The sequence below is a fragment of the Nostoc sp. CALU 1950 genome (assembly GCF_051172895.1).
In the GTDB taxonomy this organism is placed as follows: Bacteria; Cyanobacteriota; Cyanobacteriia; order Cyanobacteriales; family Nostocaceae; genus Nostoc; species Nostoc edaphicum_A.
Genome location: NZ_JBDNJQ010000041.1, coordinates 1 through 20449, shown reverse-complemented (window position 1 = coordinate 20449; position 20449 = coordinate 1). Strand labels below are relative to the sequence as shown.

The window sequence follows — 20449 nt, the reverse complement described above, 5'->3', positions numbered from 1 at the left end:
AGCTCATAGAAGCAGTATTACTTTGCTTTCCACTCGTGGTCAAGGATAGCGTAAAGAAAATTGTCGTACCATCTATCTTTGATTAACTCTTTTTCCAGCAGATGACCTTCACGACGCATACCAATTTTTTCTAATACCCTTACAGAAGCAACATTCTCTGCAACACACCAAGACCAGATACGATGCATTCCCAGTTCTTCAAAGCCGAACTTTAAAATGGCTTGTGCTGCTTCTGTTGCATAACCTTGTCCCCAATACTGAGTGTTTAGTTCATAGCCAATGTTTGCTTCCCGCATTTCTGGGTCATTTACACGAATACCACAATTGCCAATAAGCTGATTTTCTGCTTTGAGGATAATAGCTAACTGAAACTTTGTCCGTGGTTGCTCTTTTTGCTGATCAATAAACATCTGAATAAACTCGCAAACATCCTTCTGTGTGCGGTGTGTCCAGTAGTTGTAACGCAAATACAAAGGATCAGATTGATAAACCAAAACCGCCTGCCAATCTGTCTCTACAAAGTCACGCATTAGCAAGCGGTGTGTTTCTAAGATCATGTCTTTTCTTTATGCGCTGATTACAGGCAATCTATAAATTTTAACTTTTACATTTTGCACCTTGAGGAGTAGCATCAGGATAATAGGTAATGATTGCTTTGTCTTTCCTAATAAAAACTGTAGGAAAGGATTTACCTGTTTCTCGGTCACGTACATTATAAATACATGCTCCCTCATTATTACCTTGGAGCTTAAATATTTTGGTGGCATCTAAAAGCATTTCTTCGGCATTACTGAGATAGCCATAGCCTTTAATGACATCTATTACTGTCCGATTTTCCTGCTTAATTACTACACCCATTGTATAAATTACATTTGGAACAACTTCCTCTCGTCCCTGATTATTTGGCAACCGTCCGCCTATGCCTTCATTTTGTAACTGTAAATATCTGCCGTGAAAATGTAAGCCACCAATATCATTGGCGTTATATATTTCACCACAAAATATATGCTCAAACCCCCGACGTTGGAACCAAATATTGGTTAAATCTTCGATAAATTGTGCTTGATTATTACGTCCTGGATGTAGTTCACTGCCACTAACTTGCTGAAGTTTTTGCAGCACATCTGGGTAATAAGATAACAATTGTTTAAAATTATTAGGACTAACTTTTGTACCAATGGGGCCGCAGAGTTTTAGTACAGCCTTGTCAAAAGGGTTTAGTAGTGGTGGAGGTGGTGTGATATCTAACTGTTGTCCTGGGGGAAAACGAACAGGAACAGGGTTATCTACATTATCAAAAAACGGCAGAAGTTGCTTATTGGACTGTGGCTGCGCGTTCACTGAATTTTGCCAGCCAAAAGGGGAAACCAGTAGCAAAATAGCAAACATCTTTACCATCTGCTTTAATCTATTTGTTACAGAATTTAGCAGCATAAATTTTAGATTAATTAGATGAAAATACTACATCAAATTAAACTTGATGTATGTCGTACTTTCTTAAAAACCCGGTTTTTTTTAATAAACCGGGTTGATAAAGTCCTTTAAAATTATGTTGACTTGAAATTTGGAATTGTTTATCTAGCTAAAGATGGCGCGTAAATCTTTGGCAACTTTCACTCAATCTACGTTATTTAGTGGAATGATTAAGTTGCCCGATCAATTCTTTGCACTTCTTCATCAGATAGTTTTACCTTGATAGCAAGTGCCGAGTCTTCAATGCTGGAAACCTTACTAGCACCAGGAATCGGCAAAATAGCAGGTGACTTGGAACGCAACCATGCCAAGACGATATTATACACTGATACGCCTTTTTCTTGAGCTAATTTAGCGATCGCAGGAATATCTTGCAAATCCTGATGGCGACGCCTACCACCAAAGGGACTCCAAGGCAAAAATGTTAATCCTTGCTGTTCACAATACTTCAACACCCCGTCATTTTCTGGCTGTCGTTGCCAAGGGCTGTATTGATTCTGCACCGAGACAATATCCACCAGATCCCGCGCCTGCTTAATTTGTTCAACAGAAAAGTTAGAAACTCCCACAAACCGAATCAAACCCGCCTCCACTGCTTCTTTCACTGGCGCAAGAGATTCTTCAATGGTGTAATTAGGATCAGGCGCATGGTATTGCCAAACATCGATGGGTTTAGCACCACCCAACGCCTCAAAACTGACTTGAATTGTTTGGCGCAAATGTTCTGGATTACCGTTGGTTGTCCAGTTGCCATCGGGACGCATCAACCCGCCCTTCGTTGCCACAATTACTTGGCTAACATCGCCTTTGTAACTCGTAAGTGCCTTGTGAATTAGCCGCTCATTGTGGTGCTTATCTGACTCATCTTTGCAGTAAGAATCGGCAGTATCAATAAATGTAATACCCAGATCCAAGGCCCGATGAATTACTTCGATTGATTCCGATTCGGGAGGGCGATTAGAAATTGACATGGGCATACCACCCAAACCGATCGCACTCACAAAGATACCAGTTTTTCCTAGCTGTTTGGTTTCCATGCTTCTAGCTATAGTTTTCTGCCCCAATTATCTATCAGTTAGGCAAAGCTTTTGTAGCTATTCATCATAAATCCTCCCTGGTACTTAGACTTGACGATATATAAATGGTCTGCGAGGGGAATACTCTACTCAGGGGTTCAGTATTCTATACACAGACACCGATGAAAATTGTAGAGGAAACCCGTACTAGATTGCAGCTAAAGCATCGACCACTCAGAGATTGGTTCACCGGATGGTGCATTTTTACGGTCTGTTTCGGCTTTTTGATTTACTGCTTATTTTTTGAGTCTGCTTCAGTTCAAATAACTTGCGATCGCCTCTCCCCAAACCAAATGAATTGTGAATTAAGACGATTTAATTTACTGGGAAGTATGGAGAAACTCAAAATGTTTGATCTCCAGGAAGCATACATTCTTACAAATACTGGTAGCAAAGGAGGGAAAACCTATCAAGTTATGATTGTGACTCCTTTTGGAAGCTTTGCTCTTTTATCCCATGTTAACTATGAAGAGAATCAGGAAATTATCTTTAAAATCAACAATTTTATCAACTCTGGTCAAACTTCCCTATTGGTGCAGCAAAATCAGCGCTACTATCTACTTTTATTAATTTTATTTATATTGATTATGATGGCGATCGCTGCTTATTTTGCCACATCACCTGTAACTACCTGTACCTTTTATAAAAGTATTGATAAGGTATTTGTCGAACGTAAAAGTCTTCGTGGCAATCAAATTATTGAACATCCACTAGAGAATATTATGAGTTTTGATATCCAAGAAAAGCAATTTAAATACTCGAAGCTTTATCGGGCTGTAATTGTGGTGAAATACTTTAAGGAAATCCCAATTAATCCACAATATACTGATGAAAGGAGTATCCGATATGCAGTTTCTCGGATACATTCATTCCTAAAAATTTAATAAAAATTCCCCGCAGGATAGTCTGCTAAAGCAAATTTTTCGGTATTAAGTCCGCGCAGCTTATAGCCCAATACGCTTGGCTTAGTGATTTTTTGCCCCGAAAGATGCCTAAAAAAGCTTGCTTTGTTTCCTGCTTTTTAAGGAGGGTGAGGGATGATCGAATTTTAACCGAACCGTATTGGGTTATAGCCGCAACTCCAATATCATGAAGTCGTAACACAACCTAGTCAACTACAAATACCCACTTTGTCAGTTTGTCTAATTAAGCTAAGTTTGGTAAATAAAATAAGTAGCCTACATGATCGGCTGTTATTCCACACTTGACATAAAGCATTGTGAGTGCAAAACGTCTGCCAGAAACCATTGCCCATGTCAGAATTACTCGCCAATCCTGGCAACACGGCTTCCTTGAGGGCGAAGTGAGTGCGGGTGAGTTTGAGTGGCATTTCCAGTGGCATTTTCGCCGGGGAGAACTTGCCGTCAAGCCTTCCCAAGGTCGCGCCTTAATCAAAGAACCCCTCGGTCGATTCTTGGAGCAACAAGATTACCAGCTAGAGCCTGGAGGAGACTATGCTTTTACTATTCGGGCGGAACTCTAGGAGTTAGAAGCAATTCAATTTTAGATTTTAGATTTTAGATTTTAGATTTTAGATTTTTTCTTCAATCCAAAATCTAAAATTGGTTGACTGCTGATTCAGTGAGGCGATTTAAGTATCTTTCGATTAAGAGAATGGCAACAATGTCATCTATCGGTCTTGGTGGCTGTCGCAGACCTTGTGGCAATAGCTTTATTAGCCCTTTGGGTGGGAACATTTGCCAATAGCGATCGCGTGCTTCTAAGGTTGTATAGCGCTCATCCACTAAAATAATACTCAGCGGTTCTGCCAATTCTTGGTATAGTTGCTGTCTCCACTGCTTGGCTGTAGTTTGATCGCCCATCACCATCAAAGAGATCGGAAACCTTTGACGTAGTGTCTCAATGGTAGCGATCGCCTCTTTGGCTAGTACAACCTGATGATAATACAGTTGCCGATCCAGTCCCATCACCGCTAAACCACACTTATCTCGACCTGGATCAAACCCCAAGATGACTGGTTGCGTTGGTGAAAATTCACGGAAAGCCATAAGAAATTAAAAATTAGAAATTAAGAAATGCAATCACAGCAACTATTTTGGCTGCTGTTCAATATGTTTAAATCTTGCAAGAACTGCCTCCTGCCTCCTGAATAATAACAGTGTGCAAATAATTTTTTAAGTACTAAAAATAATTTTTCCGTTGACTGTTGCCACTAATTTTACTCTCAATGGCCCAGCGGTATAAGTGTCCTCTGCTGCGATCGCTTTGATCTCCAAGGGTTGATTATACTGTCTTAATTGGTTGACAAAGCGCAAAAAAGTCCCGTCTACTTGGACATTTTCGACAATTCCGGCGTTACGGGCCCGAAATTGGGAAGCAGAAATCAGTATTTCCAGCCGTTGCTGTAACTGATAGGATGTCATGCTTTTGGAATCGGTATTAGTTGTTGCCAGTACCGCACCTCCCGAAAAAACCAATTGATTCCGGGCTGTATCGGCAAAAAATTCTATCTGCTTTTCTCCCCTGACGTAATTACCAGCGGAAAAAATTCGCACCACGTATTCTTGACCATCCTCAATCTGCTTGCTCAATTTCTCAACCCTCTCCTGGGTGAAGCGTATTAGCTCTGCATTTGCAGGATTTGCACCAGGTTCACTCAATTCCAGGTTGGCGTTGCGATTGGCTTCTTGTAAGAGTTGTACAACTGCCTGACGAGCAGCAGCCGGTTGGGTAACACGAACTACAGCAGCGGACAAAACTTGACCGCGAACTAAGGCCAGCTTACCCAGACGCAAATCGCGGTAGGACTGATAATATTTTTCCAGCCTTGCAACTTCCTGTTCTAGTTGCTCCTGTTGTCCTTCCAATTCTTTAAGACGAGATTCCCGTTTGACAATCACTTGTTCTCGCGCTGCAACTTCGAGATTACGCTTTTGAATCAGTTTATCCAATTGAGCAATTTTTTGATCGCGTTGTTCTATGACTTCTTGGCGGTTTGCAAGTTCGCGATCGCGTCTTTCAATCGCTGCTTTGGCTTCGTCAATGGCTTTTTTCGCTTCAGCATACAGTCGTTGACGTTCTGCTTTCAGTAGTTCAACTGCCGCTTGTAACTCCTTTCTCTGGTTGTAAACGCTTTGCAATTCAGCTATGGCTTTTTGGTACTGAGTTACAACTTGTTCTAGCTGACCTTGAGTGCGTTGGAGTTGAGTTTGAGTTTGGGCTTGTTGACTAATGGTGCGATTCAACTGAGCTTGTGTTTGGCGTTGTTTGGCATTGGCCGCCTGCAAAGATTGGTTGATTGCCTGCAAGTCTTGTTGTGCCTTTGCTTGGGCAATTTTGGCTTGATTTAGCTCACTCTCTACCTGACTTTTCTGAGTTTCTGCGGTTTTTAGTTGTTCCCGCTTCTGTCTGAGGTCTGTTTGAATGTCCTCTAACTCAAAGACTCCTTTTCGCAAGCCTTCGTCGGCAGCGAATAAAATCCCTAAAGTTGATGCTGAAATCAAGCCACCCGTAAAAATAGTGACCAGTACAGCAGTGTTTTTTGGACGAAGCTTAAAAAGTGAGAGGCGGGCTTTGCCAACTCGTGTGCCGATGCGATCGCCCACGGTTGCAATTACGCCTCCCAGAATTAAAATTGCAGCGATGAGGATGTATCCGGTGGTCATCTTTAGCTACCGAAACCCTTCCAGATACAGCCTACTACTTTTAAGCATTGTCTGGAAAGAAGTGGAAATTGGCAATAGCTGAAATTACTCAATTTTTAGATTTACCTCTAGCTATTAGTGTCATTTTTCAAAATAGAACACGCGCCGATTCCCCTTTCTCCAATTGTTTTTATGTGAATTGCCTACTTAAGGTAACAGGTTTATGCACAGTAATCTTCTTTTTGTGGATAGAAATCATCTTTTTCTCACGCAAATCTCCCAGTAGCCTAGTAACGGTAACACGAGTTGAACCAATTGCTTCTGCGATCGCTTGATGAGATAACTTCAAATCAATAGTGATCCCATCTGCACAAGGAACGCCAAAATCCCGACAAAGAATTAACAAAAAACTTACCAACCTAGAACCCATATCTCGGTGAGCAAGAGTTTCAATCATCATCTCCGTCTGTAAAATTCGCGAAGACAGACCTCGCAGCATTAACATTGATAATTCTGGATTTTCCTTGAGTGCTTGCTCCACCTGTTCAATTGGTGCTGACAGTAATTCCACAGGAGTAAATGCAACCGCATGGTAAAACCGATCCGACTTATTTCCTGTCAGCAATGACAATACACCAAAAACACTATTTTCCCGCAGCAACGCTACCGTTATTTCCTCTCCTGCCTCGTACACCCTGGAAAGTTTAACAGCACCTTTCAAAAGAAAATAAACTCGTTCGGCAGGATCGCCAGGAAAAAAGATCGTTTTATTGCGTTCAAACGTTTCCACAACTGGCGGAAACGCCCCGGTCGCCATCTGACGAAATACATTTGCTAGGGCTTTATCTTGTGTCACGATCATCTCCCTTCCCCTACCCAATGCCGGAAAAACAAAAACTGATTACCTAAGAATACACCCGAAAAATGAATAAAGCACCGTCAACCTTTCTGTACTTTCCTATACTCAAACTAATCTCTTCATAACTCTTTGTTTATAATGATACATAATTCTTGATCCTTTCAGCTACTAATTGTTGATAAGTAGTTCCAATAGCTGTATTTAAAAGGTTTTTTGAAGAACAAATAAAGAAATCTTGAGAATATCTTTATAAAAAATCAAGATTTTTGTCACAGCAAACACCCTTAGCAATATTCATTTTTGCAAATCCTGTATAAAACAAAGACAAAACGTGCCTCAGATTCTAGTATGCTCCTAATGATCGATCGCATTAACAATTTCTATGCTAAATCTGACTGGAAAAAATGCCCTTGTTACAGGTATTGCCAATAACCGCTCGATCGCCTGGGGCATCGCCCAACAGCTGCACAAAGCTGGAGCAAACCTGGGCATTACCTACCTGCCGGATGAACGCGGCAAGATGGAGAAAAAAGTTGCGGAGTTGGTAGAACCTCTCAACCCCAGCTTATTTCTTCCCTGTAACGTCCAAGATGAAGACCAAATTAAATCTACTTTTGAGACAATCCGCGAACAATGGGGAAAGCTAGATATCCTCATTCATTGTCTGGCCTTTGCCAGCAAAGACGATTTGACTGGAGATTTTAGTCAAACCTCTCGTTCTGGCTTCAACACCGCCTTAGAAATTAGTACCTACTCGCTGGTGCAGTTAAGTGGTGCAGCGAAACCTTTGATGAGTGAGGGAGGTAGTATCGTCACTTTGACATATTTAGGTGGTGTCAGAGCAATCCCTAACTACAACGTTATGGGAGTTGCTAAGGCGGGGTTAGAAATGAGTGTGCGTTACCTGGCTGCTGAACTAGGGCCGCAAAATATCCGCGTGAATGCCATCTCCGCAGGCCCCATCCGCACTTTGGCATCTTCAGCAGTGGGTGGAATTTTAGATATGATTCATCATGTTGAAGAAGTAGCTCCCCTACGACGCACCGTCACTCAGCTAGAAGTGGGCAATACGGCCGCTTTCTTATGTAGTGATTTGTCCAGCGGTATTACCGGACAAGTGCTGTATGTAGATGCAGGATATGAAATTATGGGAATGTGACGCGATAAAGTTAGGAGTTAGGAGTTATGAATTTTTAACTCCTAACTCCTAACTTTTAACTCTTTCCACTCCCCATGCAATCAACCAATCGCCAAGTTAATTCAAACTACGATCGCTTAACTGAAACCCCTCGGATTGCCACTGTTCACCGCACCACTGGTGAAACTAATGTGCAAGTTACCATCAACCTGGATGGTAGAGGAACTTGCACAGCAGCAACAGGTATTCCGTTTTTGGATCACATGTTGCATCAAATTGCCTCCCACGGGCTGATTGATATTGATGTCCAAGCCAAGGGAGACTGGGAAATTGATGATCATCACACCAACGAAGATGTAGGCATTACTTTAGGGCAAGCTTTGAACCAAGCACTAGGCGACAGAAAAGGTATTGTCCGCTTTGGTAATTTTCTTGCACCACTGGACGAAGCCTTAGTTCAGGTAGCGCTAGACTTTTCCGGCCGTCCTCACCTCAGTTACGGCTTGCAAATTCCTACTGGGCGGGTAGGAACCTATGACACCCAACTGGTGCGAGAATTTTTTGTGGCTTTGGTGAACCATAGCCAAATGACATTACACATTCGGCAACTGGATGGCATTAATTCCCATCACATCATTGAAGCGACATTTAAAGCCTTTGCAAGAGCAACACGGCTGGCGGTGGAAATCGACCCCCGTCGTGCTGGTGTAATTCCCAGTTCTAAGGGAGTTCTATGAAAGGAGTCAAATTGGATATTGGATATTGGGCATTGGGCATTGGGCATGGGGCATTGAAAAGAGACAGGGTAGATAAGGAAAGGAAGAGTTTTGTTCATAATTACCCCCAGTCCCCAATCCCCAGTCCCTAGTCCCCAATCCCCAGTTCACGATAATTGACACACCAGTTGTTGATGGTTATTATCAGCCTACCGGGTAATTTGTAATTAATCCCAAGCTGATAAATAGTGATTTAACCGAGATGAAGTCTGTTGCAGATGACCCTAATTCTCAACTTAATACGAGAGACATTCCGCCAGTAGTCCTAACTTCTGAGTTGCGAAAAGTCTATCGCACTGGTTTTTGGCTAAATCAAAAAGTCGTATCTCTCAAAAACTGTTCTTTAACGGTTTACAAAGGGGAAACCTTTGGGTTGCTGGGGCCAAACGGTGCTGGTAAAACCACACTTTTAAAATTGTTGCTGGGAATTATTCATCCCACCTCTGGACGAGGATCGTTGTTGGGTAAACCAATAGGCGATCGCACTGTTAAGCAACATATCGGCTATCTGCCGGAAAATCCCTATTTATATGACTATCTCACTGGCTGGGAGTTTTTGCAGCTAGCGGCTGGGCTATTCCAAATTCCCCAAAGTGTCCAACGCCAACGTATTCCCCAACTGCTGGAATTAGTCGGTTTATCCCAAGCCGATGCCCGTAAAAAGCTGCTGCGTCGCTATTCTAAAGGAATGCTACAGCGTGTTGGCATGGCACAGGCGCTAATTAACGAGCCAGATTTAGTTTTTCTGGATGAACCGATGTCTGGGCTTGATCCGGTGGGACGCTACCAGATGCGGGAAATTATTCTGGCACTCAAAGCCGCTGGTAAGACGATTTTTTTCAATAGCCACATTCTCAGTGAAGTAGAACAGATTTGCGATCGCATTGCCATCCTCGCTCAAGGTGAACTAATTTGCTCTGGTTCCCTCAATGAACTCTTAGGCGGAAAAAATACATATCACGTCAAAGGTCAAGGTGGTGATGGGGAAATTCTCAAAAAATGGATACCCACTCTTATATTTGAGCCTGATGGTTCCTGGCACGGTACACTACAAGATGATTACTATGATTTTCTTTCCAGTCTTCGTCTAATGGAAGGTAAAATTATTACCATGAACTTGTCGCGTCACTCCCTAGAAGAGTTTTTTATTCAACAAATCCAAAGAAAAGATAACTCATTGAATTAGTCTTGTTACCAAATAGCAAATTGCCGGTTGACTTGAAGAACAAAACTCAAAATTTCTGCCTTTTGGAATTATCTTTGCTCAACCCAACCCAGAAAAAATAAAATTCCTACCTCTTTTTAAGGTTGTTTGTATTTATTTAATGAACTTGTTCATAATTTTGGTAGTCTCTTACTACTTATGGCAGATTTAAAATGTCATCAAATTAACTTTGACAAGAAAAATTTCTTCGTAAGTACTTGATTGGCTAAGATAAAAATTATTGTATAAACTGTGTTTAATTGCGTAAATCCTATATTTTTTGATAATTGCCATATTCAAGCAGCATTAACTTTAAGCTAACTTCACTAAAAATTTAAATTCAATAAACAAATTCCCTCCGGAAAATCACACTTTTCTAGGAAAATAAGAGTGTCGGGGAACTTGAATACTTAGGTATAGTCAAAATAAAAATGTTTAGACAGTACTTTATTGATCGTAGTTTCAGAGTCTCAGGTAAATATGCTTAACAAAAGTTTGTCTAAATTCCTAACTCAGCCTGTTGTGGGTGTGGCTTTATTAACTGCTGTCAATGCCGCTGTGTCATCTGCCAGTCTAGCTCAGGGACAATCATTCCCACCAGCTACACAACCACCAGCTACACAAACACAAATAGATACTAATTATTCATTAGGAGGCGGCGATCGCATCCGTGTAAATGTCTTTGAAGTACCTGAATATACAGGCGAATATCAAATTCCCCCAGGTGGAGCAATCAACCTACCTTTAATTGGTAGTGTGTCAGTCCTCGGTCTAACAACTGAACAGGCTGCTGACGAAATTGCGAGAAGATATGCTCGCTTCCTCAAACGTCCCTTGATCTCAGTCAATTTGTTATCGTCTCGTCCCATCAATATTTTCGTTGCCGGAGAGGTGACACGTCCAGGAGCTTACACTCTGAACTTGAGCGGAGGCGCGGGAGACAATCCAGGTGTACAATTCCCCACTGTATTAGCTGCATTGACAACAGCGCAGGGTGTAACTCTTGCTGCGGATGTGACTCAAGTTCAATTACGGCGTAAAGTCGGACGTTCTTCAGAGCAAGCCGTCACCATCAATTTGAAGGAACTCATCCAAACAGGCAGGTTATCACAGGATATTACCTTGCGGGATGGAGACACTATAGTTGTACCAACAGCAACCAACTTCAATGTGGCTGAATCTCGCAATATATTTGCAGCTAACTTTGCCGCCAGCCAAACAACACCCCGCACGGTAACAATTATTGGTGAAGTTAACCGTCCCGGTTCGTATCTTGTCACCCCAGCCAGCACAGATGCTGCACAGGCGGGCGCAACTGCTAACAGTGGTACTACCACTCCCAATGGTCTACCAAATGTGACGCGGGTAATTCAACTAGCTGGGGGAATTACAGCGCAAGCTGATGTTCGTAATCTCAGGTTACGCCGACCTACAAGAAGTGGCTCAGAACAAGCTATAGATATCAATCTTTGGCAACTCTTGCAGAGTGGTGACACCAATCAAGACATCATCGTACAAGACGGAGATACAATTGTTATTCCGACGGCAACTGAAATTAACCCCGCAGAAGCCACTCAATTAGCTACCACTACTTTATCTCCTGCACGCATTCAAGTTGGTGTGGTAGGCGAAGTTAAAAGACCAGGATTAACAGACGTTCAGCCGAATAGCTCTTTAAATCAAGCTATACTCGCTGCTGGCGGATTTAATGATGCCAGAGCTAGTAGCGATGCTGTTGATTTGATTCGCCTCAACCCTAATGGTTCTGTGACTAAACGTATAGTAAAAGTGGATTTCTCCGCTGGGATTAATGAGCAAACTAATCCCATACTCCGTAACAATGATGTTGTAGTAGTCAACCGATCTGGTTTAGCTAAGACTGGGGATACTACAAACACCATAGCTGGCCCTCTAGGTGTTATTTTTAATATTCTGAGGTTGTTCGGAATCTAGTTTTTAATATATAGATGCAAATTGGGGGCGTTGGTCAATCCTCCTCGTCCCCACAATTGCACTATATCTTGAATCAAAGCTCAATAGTCACGAAAAATTTTGAAATTTGACGCAATAATAAGGGTTTCAGGCGTATATCTTAAGGCTTTCAATCACCACCATAAGCGATCGCTCTTAGAGGTTGTTTTAAAAGTCGCAAAGTATACTAAAAACCCCACTTCCATTCCTCTCCCCGAAAGGTCGAGAGGCTTTGAAACCCCCATTCCCTTGTAGGGAAGGGGGGCTAGGGGTAGGCTGTTGATTTTGGCTATTTTTTTGGGAATTACCGAAAAATTATTTGTGCTGGTTTTTGCTTGTGTGAAAGCGCCCGCAACAGCCATCTTTACGCCAAAATAAAAAACACAATTTCTGCATGAAGTCTTGTGGGCTAAAAGGTACAGAGTCAACAGCCTAGGCTAGGGGTAGGGTGTTGACTCTGTACCCTTTAGCCCATAAGACTTCATGCAAAAAATAACACGAATAATTTTCCCAAAAATTCCTGAAAAATGCACAAAGTCAACAGCCTAGGCTAGGGGGGTTAGGTTTCCGAGACTTAGATGTTACCAAAAATACTTTTCAAACATCCTCTTAAGTCCATCCAGAATAGAGGTGTCTGAAAGATAGCATAGCGTCTCGCAGAGAAGGCATCACTTCTTCCAAAATAGTGTTTTCTATTAGCTATTTTTATAAAAATTTTATTTAACAAATTCTGGGAGTTTAAGTTCCCAGTAACTAATAAACAGCAAATTTTGTAGCGGAGTCTTAATCCCTATTACAAAACTTGATTGCGAATTGCGAAATTGCGAATTACATTAGCGAGACCTTGAGCGTCATTACGAATTACAAATTATTTTAAGTAGTATTACTCATTGACACATGTTTTAGACATTAACAATTCTTAATGTGCATTGACCGGCTTTTGAAAACCTTGTTGTAGGTACTCAGATTTCTTATGATAATGAGAATACTTTCAAGAATAGAGGCGCAAAAAGCTACTCTTTACGTTTTTTTATCATTTAGTGATTCTTATTATCATAAGAAATATTTAAGTAAATTAACTTATTGATGACAGATATACTATCTTAACCAAAGATACCGCGTATACACAGTAGAATGATGTCGAATTGGAAATGACGCCATTTGTACGGTTGCTTAGTGTCCATTAATGGAGTAGCTGTGGATACTGATAAATTTTATTCAGTAGTTTTACCAGATAGCTGCCATTTTTGGAAACACAAGCTGAAAAGGCAGTTCAGCCATATTTACGCGAAAATCCGCAGGTGCAAACCTAAAAAACCGTGTATAAACTTACAAATGGCAGTTATACGACCGTATCCAATACTGAGTTACTGAACGTTACTGAACTAAGGCTAGAGTTACTGACCGTTGACGATTGAGTTTTTGCAACATACCCTATTTTTCCCTATGATGATTCATGGTTTCGGTTTTTTAAGTTTGAGCGCATCTCTTGTGCTTCCCTGGGCATTAACAGGTTTGGTTCAAGGAGAGGCAATAACAGAGTCTTTAGTTAAAGATGTTCGTCAGTCTCCCACTGATCAAGTAATGCCACTACCTAGCCGTAAGTTGATCAGCCAGATTCCAACTGCGACAACATACTATGTTAGTGGTAGCGGAAATGACAAAAATAGCGGACGCACTACCTCATCTGCCTTTAGGACAATTCAGAGGGCGGCAAATCTTACCAACCCTGGCGACAAAGTGTTGATTATGAATGGAGAATATAAAAATACAGGGGGAAGTGGGAGTGTCGTCAATATAAGACGTTCTGGAAGGGCAAATGCATGGATTAGGTATCAAGCATATCCTGGACATTTCCCAAAAATTCGGCACAATACGTGGAATGGTATCCTATTGTCAAATGGAGTTTCATATATTGAGATCGACGGGCTAGAGGTCATCGGGGACAATGCAAACATAACCCTTTCTTATGCATTAAGTCAGAAGACTAATGGATCAAATGCGCGTACAAACGGAACTTGCATAAGTATTGACGGACGCAATAGTTCTGTTCGTTACATAAATATTCTGAACAACAAAGTGAATAACTGCGGAGGACCAGGTATCTCAGTAATCTCCGCTGATTATGTGAAGATTGATAATAACACAGTGTTCAATAACGCCTGGTATAGTATGTATGGTACCAGCGGTATTTCGTTCTTGAAGAGTAGGAATTCTGACAACAACCAGGGATACAAGATGTTCGTGACAAGAAACAGGGTCTACAACAATCGCAATTATGTTCCCTGGATTCAACATGGAAAAATCACAGACGGTAATGGCATTATTATCGATGAATCAAAAAATGGTCCAAATGGTGCATATAGAGGACGGACTTTAATTGCAAATAATATTACCTACAGGAATGGCGGTTCAGGTATTCATGCTCATGACAGTGAGCATATCGATATTGTCAACAACACAGCATATTTGAATCAGCAAAGTCCAGAACTGTCAAAAAAAGGGCAACTCTATGCTGGTTATTCAAATGATGCCAGGATTTTCAATAACATTGTTTTTGGTGTTGCTGGCAAAAATGTGAACAGCAGCTACATGAATAAAAACGTCACTTATAACTACAATCTTTACCCCAACGGTGCGGTGATCGATGCAAAGGCGAGGGGAGCTAATGATATTATTGCAGATCCACAGTTCCAAAATGCCCCAAATGGTGACTTTAGACTCAAAGGAACGAGTCCGGCGATCAACAAGGGTTACTATTGGAAGGATTTGAAAACTGATTATGCCGGTAACCCTCGTCCTGCTGGTGGTGCATATGATATTGGGGCATACGAAATTAGGTAACGTTCCCTCAGACTGAAGTCTACAGTTACATAAAATAATAAGCCTGCTTTCGCAGGCTTATTATTTTATGGATAATTAATTAAACATTATGGTGTTCAATTCACTTGTGAGACAAAATCCTAATTTATACAGAGCTTTTGTCTGGAATACGTTTTTGTCGCTTAACGGCTTTTGTCAAATCTTGATAAGTAAAGTATTCTTTCGCATGGTTGAAATAACTACTAGATTCGTTTTTATCAATCAGACCATTCACAACTAAACCTAAAACGTTGTGACTGGATCTCTCTAACATTTCTTGAGCAGCAGCAGCACTGTTAGAATCAATTACCCCAGGTCGAGCGACTAACAAAATTCCATCTGTCATTTGGCTCAAAGTCAAAGCATCGGCTGCTAAAAGGAGGGGAGGAGCATCAATAATGACAAAATCATAGTTATCTTTAGATGAGAAATTCTCAATTAGTGATGCCATCCGCTTTGAGTCAAGCAGGGCAAGTGGGTTGGGAGGTCTAACTCCAGCAGTTAAAACATCAAGGCTATCCATTACCTTGGATACAGCAATGTCAAATTCAGCCTGACCTACAAGAACCTCACTCAAACCAACTGCATTGGTTAGTTGCCATAGATGATGCTGAGAAGGAACTCGCATATCTGCATCAATTAGTAAAACTTTACGTCCTAGTTGAGCGATCGCTGCCGCCAAATTAGCTGAAACTGTAGACTTGCCTTCTTTAGGAATTGCGCTAGTTACCACAATAGTTTTAAGCACTTTATCTGAACTCAGGAATTTCAGATTGGCTTGGATCATCCGGTACATTTCGCTGGTTAAAGAGTGGGGTGTATCTCTGACGGCGATTGTTTGAACTGTTGATTCTGCACCTGAATAACGGGAGCGAAGCTTCTTAACAGACAAAGGAACAATGCCCAGCAAAGTATATCCAAATATATCTCTAACTTCTTTAAGTGTTTTTAGAGATCTATCTCTCATAGCCAGTAAGAGCACAGTTGTTGTGGCAAAAAATAAACCGAACATCACTCCCAGTACCAAAACAATTATTTTTTTGCCTGCTACTGGATCTTTTGGCACTAAAGCTTGAGCAATAATCCGGGAACTAGCTGTATTTGTATTCTCAACTAACTGTAATTCTTGAACCTTTTTCAATAGAGTTTGATAGGTTGATTCTGCAACTTCAACTTTCCGTTCTAACTCCCGCTGATTTTGTGCCAACTGGGGTATGAGTTTCACCCGCTGTTCGTAGGTAGAACGAGAATTATATAGAGAAGAGAGTCTTTGAGTTAACCCAAAGCGCTGTATTTCTGACTGTAGAAAATTTTGTATCAGGTTTTGTCTAAGTTCTCCAATCTGCAACAGGCTCTGAGGAACTGGTGTTCGATTGCCAATAGTCTGACCAATTTGCTGTTGTAAGAGAGAATTTAAACTAGCTTTTCTTGCTTCTAGGTTAATAATTACAGGGTTGTCATCTAGAAAACGGCTACGCTCAACTGCTAACTGCCGATCGGTTTCTTGAAGTTGTGTAAGGACTCCCTGTACTGCAGGTGACTGGCTGAGGGCACTTACTGCGATCGCTTCCTGAGAATTTAGCTCTACTTTCTGACGGAGTTGATTAGTTTGGGCATTTACCTCATTTAATTGAGCTTTAACACTATTCATCTCATTGTCTAGATTTCCAATAGTCGCAACAGCTGATCTTGTCTCCTCTGATAAATCTGCAATCTGATGCTTTTGTTTAAATATACGTAGCGCTACTTCTGCATTATTAACAGCGGCTTGAGTTTTAGGAAGCTGCTTGGCCATAAATTGACGAGCTGCTGCTGCCTCAGAGCGGTTTGTCAGAATATCATTTTCTAAATAAAAGCTCATTATTGTGTTGACCACTGCCGCTGCTTCTTCGGGATCAGAACTGCTATATGTAATTAGCAACACATCTGTACCACCAATAATTTTTAGATTCAGGGCTTTTTTTAGAGCTTGTACCTCTAGAGGTATACCTTCGTTGTCTTTGAGTTGTAATTTATCTATTGTCCGCTGCAATAACTTGGGGGAAGAAATAACTTCTATCTGACTGCTTATAGGATTTTGAGTTGCTACTAAGGGTTTTAAATCTCCTGAGTCTCCTCCTTCAGAGGAACCAGGCGAAAGATTAGTTCCTGCTACCTTAAAAGAGGGAAGTCTGAATAACAGTTTTCCTTCTGCTTCATAGTCTGGCTTCATAAACCTTGTAGATATAGCACTCAGAATCACTGTAGCCACAAATATGCTGACAGCCGGTAACCACCAACGCTTCAATATCAACAAGTAACGATTAAGGTCTAAATCAATAGATTCTCTAGATTCCATAGATTTTTCTGACATAAATCTTCCAAAGTACAGGTCTTAAACAAGAAACTAAAAATTGACTTAGATCAATCACATAAGCAGTTGCAATTGACAATACTGATATTATTTTACAATATGACAATAGTATAGACTATTTAAGTTGAAAATTTAGTTTCAATTTGGGTACAAATATGCAGCGGTGTTCCATACACCATTGTCGAGCAAAAACGTTGGTAAATTAGGGATTTGAGGTGAGTTAAGGGTGCTCTAACTACACTGCATTAGCAGAAATCAACCCTTTGCCAGCAGGAGGTTCAATTAAAAACTTTTGCCAGTCATTAGCTACCATTAGTATGAAAATTTATTTCTGGATTATCAAAGGCTTAAATTGTTTCCTCGAATATTATATTGCTCTCACCCTTATCAAATAAACATGCTAACCGAAATTCCTAAGCCTAAGTAAAAAATGGGCAGTCTAGTCAGGTTGTGATTTTTGACCATAAACATCCACTCATTACTCAGCCTCACGTAACAGTGATTCTGAAATTTAAAGTAGCTACTAACTTTGCCAAATTTTATCATAAGCCTCTAACAGTTTCGGAGCTTGATATTTCCACTCAAGGATCTCCTCCATTCTGCGTCGTCCCTCAGCTCCTATCTTTTCCCTACGTTCAGGAGAATCCAGAAGTTCCAGAATTTTCTCAGCAAATTCCACCTCATCATTAGGCTTGGCATAAAGAGATGCTTCCTGTGCAGAACGTCTTCCCTCTCGCAAATCAAACTGGACAATTGCTTTTCCCATCGCCATATATTCGAGGATTTTATTCATGGTGCAGTTTTCGTTATAAGTAGATGTTGGAGAAGGCTCTACACACACGTCGCAACTGGAGAGCCGCTCTAAAAGTTCTTCCCCTTGCTTAAACCCTGTAAATTCGACGAAATCAGTCACTTCTAACTCTTTAGATAAAGCCTTAAGTTTTTCAATTGCAGGTCCACTACCGATTAGCATAAAGTGAATATCGGAGCGATTTTTTTTCTTAACAATGTAATACACCATTCTCAGGAGATAATCAATTCCCTCTGGTTCACCCATGACACCCATATACCCTATTAAGTAGTTTTTATCTCTACGGTAATTAGGGTTTGGAGGCATTCGGCGAAAGCGCGAAAGGTCAGGTGCACTACGAACTACAAATACCTTCTCTGATTTCTTGTGTCCGCGGTTCAGAGCTACCTCTCGATGTGACTCGTTCGTTGAAATTACCATATCTGCTGTGGCATAGGTCAAGCGTTCAGCCCAGCGTAATCCATGATAAAAAATATCACGCCGTTGATACTTAGCTTCATACATCTCCGGACTGAGATCATGATGATCAAAAATAACCCATATACCATGAAATAATTTAAACCATCCTGCTACTAAGAAAAGCAAATCCGGCGGATTACAAATATGTATGACATCAAAACCTCGCTCTTTCCATACCCTTTTAGCTAGACGGAATTGCCAGTTAATCGCCCAACTGTACTCTCGTAGATAGCCAATGACTGAACTTTCTTCCGGTGGTAGAGGATGACGGTAGATGTGAATCTGCTCAATTACTTCATAGTCTTTGTCAAAACCATTACCTGTCGGTGAAATTACGGCAACTTCATACCCAGCTTTTTGCAAAGTAGTTGCTTCCATCCATACCCGCCGATCAAAGGGAACTGGCAGATTTTCAACGATAATTAGTACTTTTTTAGGTACTGCCATAATAATCTCAATTCTTAATGAGTTTAATAAAACACTGACTTGTCAATTCTAAAATATGCCTTTTTGAGTAACTTTTAGTCATACCTGGCAAAACGGTGCTGAATAATCGGCATATCTGCATATTCATGGCTTTCAGTCTTGCAGTTGCTAGATGTTTCCACTCACATTATTAATCATTTAAATTTAACACTGAACGATATAAGTTAAGGAAAGAAACCCAGTGATTTGTGATATCGAGAGCAAAAACACTGGTTCTTGCTTTAGATCCTAGAGAAAGCCTCAAAGCCTCATTTTCAATTAAAGACTTAACAGCGTCTGATAACTGCTCAACATTACCTGGATCAACGATTAATCCATTGTCAGATTGAGTAACTATCTCAGGTATGCCTCCTACTGGTGTAACTATGACTGGTAACTCCCAAGCCATTGCTTCCAGCATTGCTAATGGAAGACCTTCATTATAAGAAGGCAACACAAAAACATCTGCTTCAGTTAAAAAAATATCACGTTCGTCTGGTCCTACCCAGCCAGGCAATTTTATATAATTTTCTAGATTTAAAGCCGTAACTAAGTTTCGTGCTTGTTCTATGTCTCCATCTCCTGCCATTATCATACTTGATTTATTTTTATGCTCAGTAGGTAAAAGAGAAAAGGCTTTGATCAAATCAAATGCTCCTTTTCGTTGGCCAATTCGTCCTAAAAAAAGTAAGTTTACTTTCTTAGAGACTGAACGGAGTGGAACTTCAGCAGGAATTTTTACTGGATTATAAAAAACTACAACTTGTTCGGGTCTCATTCCAAGGTTTTCTATGTAAAAAGTTTTCCAACTTTCTGATAAGACAACTAAGCGTTGACACTTGCAAAATACCCAACGTAGTAATTGCTGTATCCATTTTGCAAGTTCAGCGTAGAAAACATGAAATTGACTACCGTGAGCATGTAGAATGATCGGCTTGTGAAATACCCAAGCTAAAAGTGCCATAATCGCTTGTCGTAAGACACTACCCCGCTGAGAAATTTCCAGTTGAACAATATCAACTTCTTCCCTGATTAACATCCAAAAAAATTTATATATAGCACTCAAAAATATTATTATCTTGAACGTTGTAGATCCTTCTTGGTGAGTAACAACATGACGTATGTTAACTTCAGAAGGAGCATAGTCCAAAAAAAGTTTTTCGTAATTGGAAATGCCTCCCTGCTGGAGTAAGCTAGGACCTAACAGGATAATCTTGATAGTTTTAGTTCGACACATATGCTGCACTTTTTCCATAATTGGGCTATCTTTGTTTTTTTTGTTTCATGATTTTAATTTTGTTTCATATTTTCTTCTCACTGAGAAAGATACAGCCACATAGAGCATCCAATTCAAACTATTGGATTGCAGCAAGCTAGATTCAGTAAGGCTAGCTAAG

General features: G+C 40.7%; 16 protein-coding genes. 7 read left to right on the top strand and 9 right to left on the bottom strand.

The genetic code is table 11. The features are described 5' to 3' along the window. Window positions 1–17: 17 nt before the first annotated feature. The 3 genes from ABF638_RS13695 to ABF638_RS13685 form a co-directional block, all read right to left on the bottom strand. Window positions 18–557, bottom strand: a complete 540-nt coding sequence (locus ABF638_RS13695) for a GNAT family N-acetyltransferase (RefSeq protein WP_435023221.1) — start codon at window positions 555–557, stop codon at window positions 18–20. 40 nt (window positions 558–597) lie between these two features. Beyond that, window positions 598–1398: an EndoU domain-containing protein gene (locus ABF638_RS13690; protein ID WP_435023220.1), complete on the bottom strand. Its 801-nt coding sequence runs from the start codon at window positions 1396–1398 to the stop codon at window positions 598–600. Between the two features lie 245 nt (window positions 1399–1643). Beyond that, window positions 1644–2510 (bottom strand): aldo/keto reductase, encoded by an 867-nt coding sequence (locus tag ABF638_RS13685; protein ID WP_435023219.1) that lies wholly within the window; start codon window positions 2508–2510, stop codon window positions 1644–1646. A gap of 161 nt (window positions 2511–2671) precedes the next feature. Between ABF638_RS13685 and ABF638_RS13680 the strand changes: the two genes are divergently transcribed. After that, window positions 2672–3433, top strand: coding sequence for a hypothetical protein (locus ABF638_RS13680; protein WP_435023218.1), 762 nt, complete (start codon window positions 2672–2674; stop codon window positions 3431–3433). Between the two features lie 335 nt (window positions 3434–3768). Continuing rightward, window positions 3769–4032, top strand: a complete 264-nt coding sequence (locus ABF638_RS13675; protein WP_069070640.1) for a DUF3146 family protein — start codon at window positions 3769–3771, stop codon at window positions 4030–4032. 73 nt (window positions 4033–4105) lie between these two features. Here the strand turns inward: ABF638_RS13675 and ABF638_RS13670 are convergent, their stop codons facing one another. From ABF638_RS13670 to ntcA, 3 genes are all read right to left on the bottom strand, one after another. After that, window positions 4106–4558 (bottom strand): resolvase, encoded by a 453-nt coding sequence (locus ABF638_RS13670; RefSeq protein WP_435023217.1) that lies wholly within the window; start codon window positions 4556–4558, stop codon window positions 4106–4108. A gap of 126 nt (window positions 4559–4684) precedes the next feature. Continuing rightward, window positions 4685–6175 carry a DUF3084 domain-containing protein gene (locus tag ABF638_RS13665; RefSeq protein WP_435023216.1) on the bottom strand — a complete coding sequence of 497 codons (1491 nt, stop codon included), beginning with the start codon at window positions 6173–6175 and terminating at the stop codon, window positions 4685–4687. A 169-nt stretch (window positions 6176–6344) separates the two neighbouring features. Beyond that, window positions 6345–7016, bottom strand: a complete 672-nt coding sequence (ntcA, locus tag ABF638_RS13660) for a global nitrogen regulator NtcA (protein WP_010998529.1) — start codon at window positions 7014–7016, stop codon at window positions 6345–6347. A gap of 379 nt (window positions 7017–7395) precedes the next feature. Between ntcA and fabI the strand changes: the two genes are divergently transcribed. From fabI to ABF638_RS13635, 5 genes are all read left to right on the top strand, one after another. Beyond that, entirely contained in the window at window positions 7396–8172 is a 777-nt protein-coding gene (fabI, locus tag ABF638_RS13655) for an enoyl-ACP reductase FabI (RefSeq protein WP_435023215.1), read from the top strand. A 74-nt stretch (window positions 8173–8246) separates the two neighbouring features. Next, a complete protein-coding gene (gene hisB, locus ABF638_RS13650) occupies window positions 8247–8888 on the top strand; it encodes an imidazoleglycerol-phosphate dehydratase HisB (protein ID WP_435023214.1) in 642 nt (213 codons plus the stop codon). Between the two features lie 241 nt (window positions 8889–9129). Beyond that, window positions 9130–10113, top strand: coding sequence for an ABC transporter ATP-binding protein (locus ABF638_RS13645; RefSeq protein WP_435023213.1), 984 nt, complete (start codon window positions 9130–9132; stop codon window positions 10111–10113). Between the two features lie 498 nt (window positions 10114–10611). Next, window positions 10612–12084: an SLBB domain-containing protein gene (locus ABF638_RS13640; protein ID WP_435023212.1), complete on the top strand. Its 1473-nt coding sequence runs from the start codon at window positions 10612–10614 to the stop codon at window positions 12082–12084. A gap of 1425 nt (window positions 12085–13509) precedes the next feature. Next, complete coding sequence (locus ABF638_RS13635; RefSeq protein WP_435023211.1) at window positions 13510–14946, top strand: choice-of-anchor Q domain-containing protein; 1437 nt, start codon at window positions 13510–13512, stop codon at window positions 14944–14946. 124 nt (window positions 14947–15070) lie between these two features. On the opposite strand, the gene ABF638_RS13630 is transcribed toward ABF638_RS13635, so the two are convergent. From ABF638_RS13630 to ABF638_RS13620, 3 genes are all read right to left on the bottom strand, one after another. Further along, window positions 15071–17317, bottom strand: a complete 2247-nt coding sequence (locus tag ABF638_RS13630) for a GumC family protein (RefSeq protein ID WP_435023210.1) — start codon at window positions 17315–17317, stop codon at window positions 15071–15073. Between the two features lie 523 nt (window positions 17318–17840). Beyond that, complete coding sequence (locus ABF638_RS13625) at window positions 17841–19034, bottom strand: glycosyltransferase family 4 protein (protein ID WP_435023209.1); 1194 nt, start codon at window positions 19032–19034, stop codon at window positions 17841–17843. Window positions 19035–19203: 169 nt separating this feature from the next. Further along, window positions 19204–20307: a glycosyltransferase family 4 protein gene (locus ABF638_RS13620; protein WP_435023208.1), complete on the bottom strand. Its 1104-nt coding sequence runs from the start codon at window positions 20305–20307 to the stop codon at window positions 19204–19206. Window positions 20308–20449 lie beyond the last annotated feature (142 nt).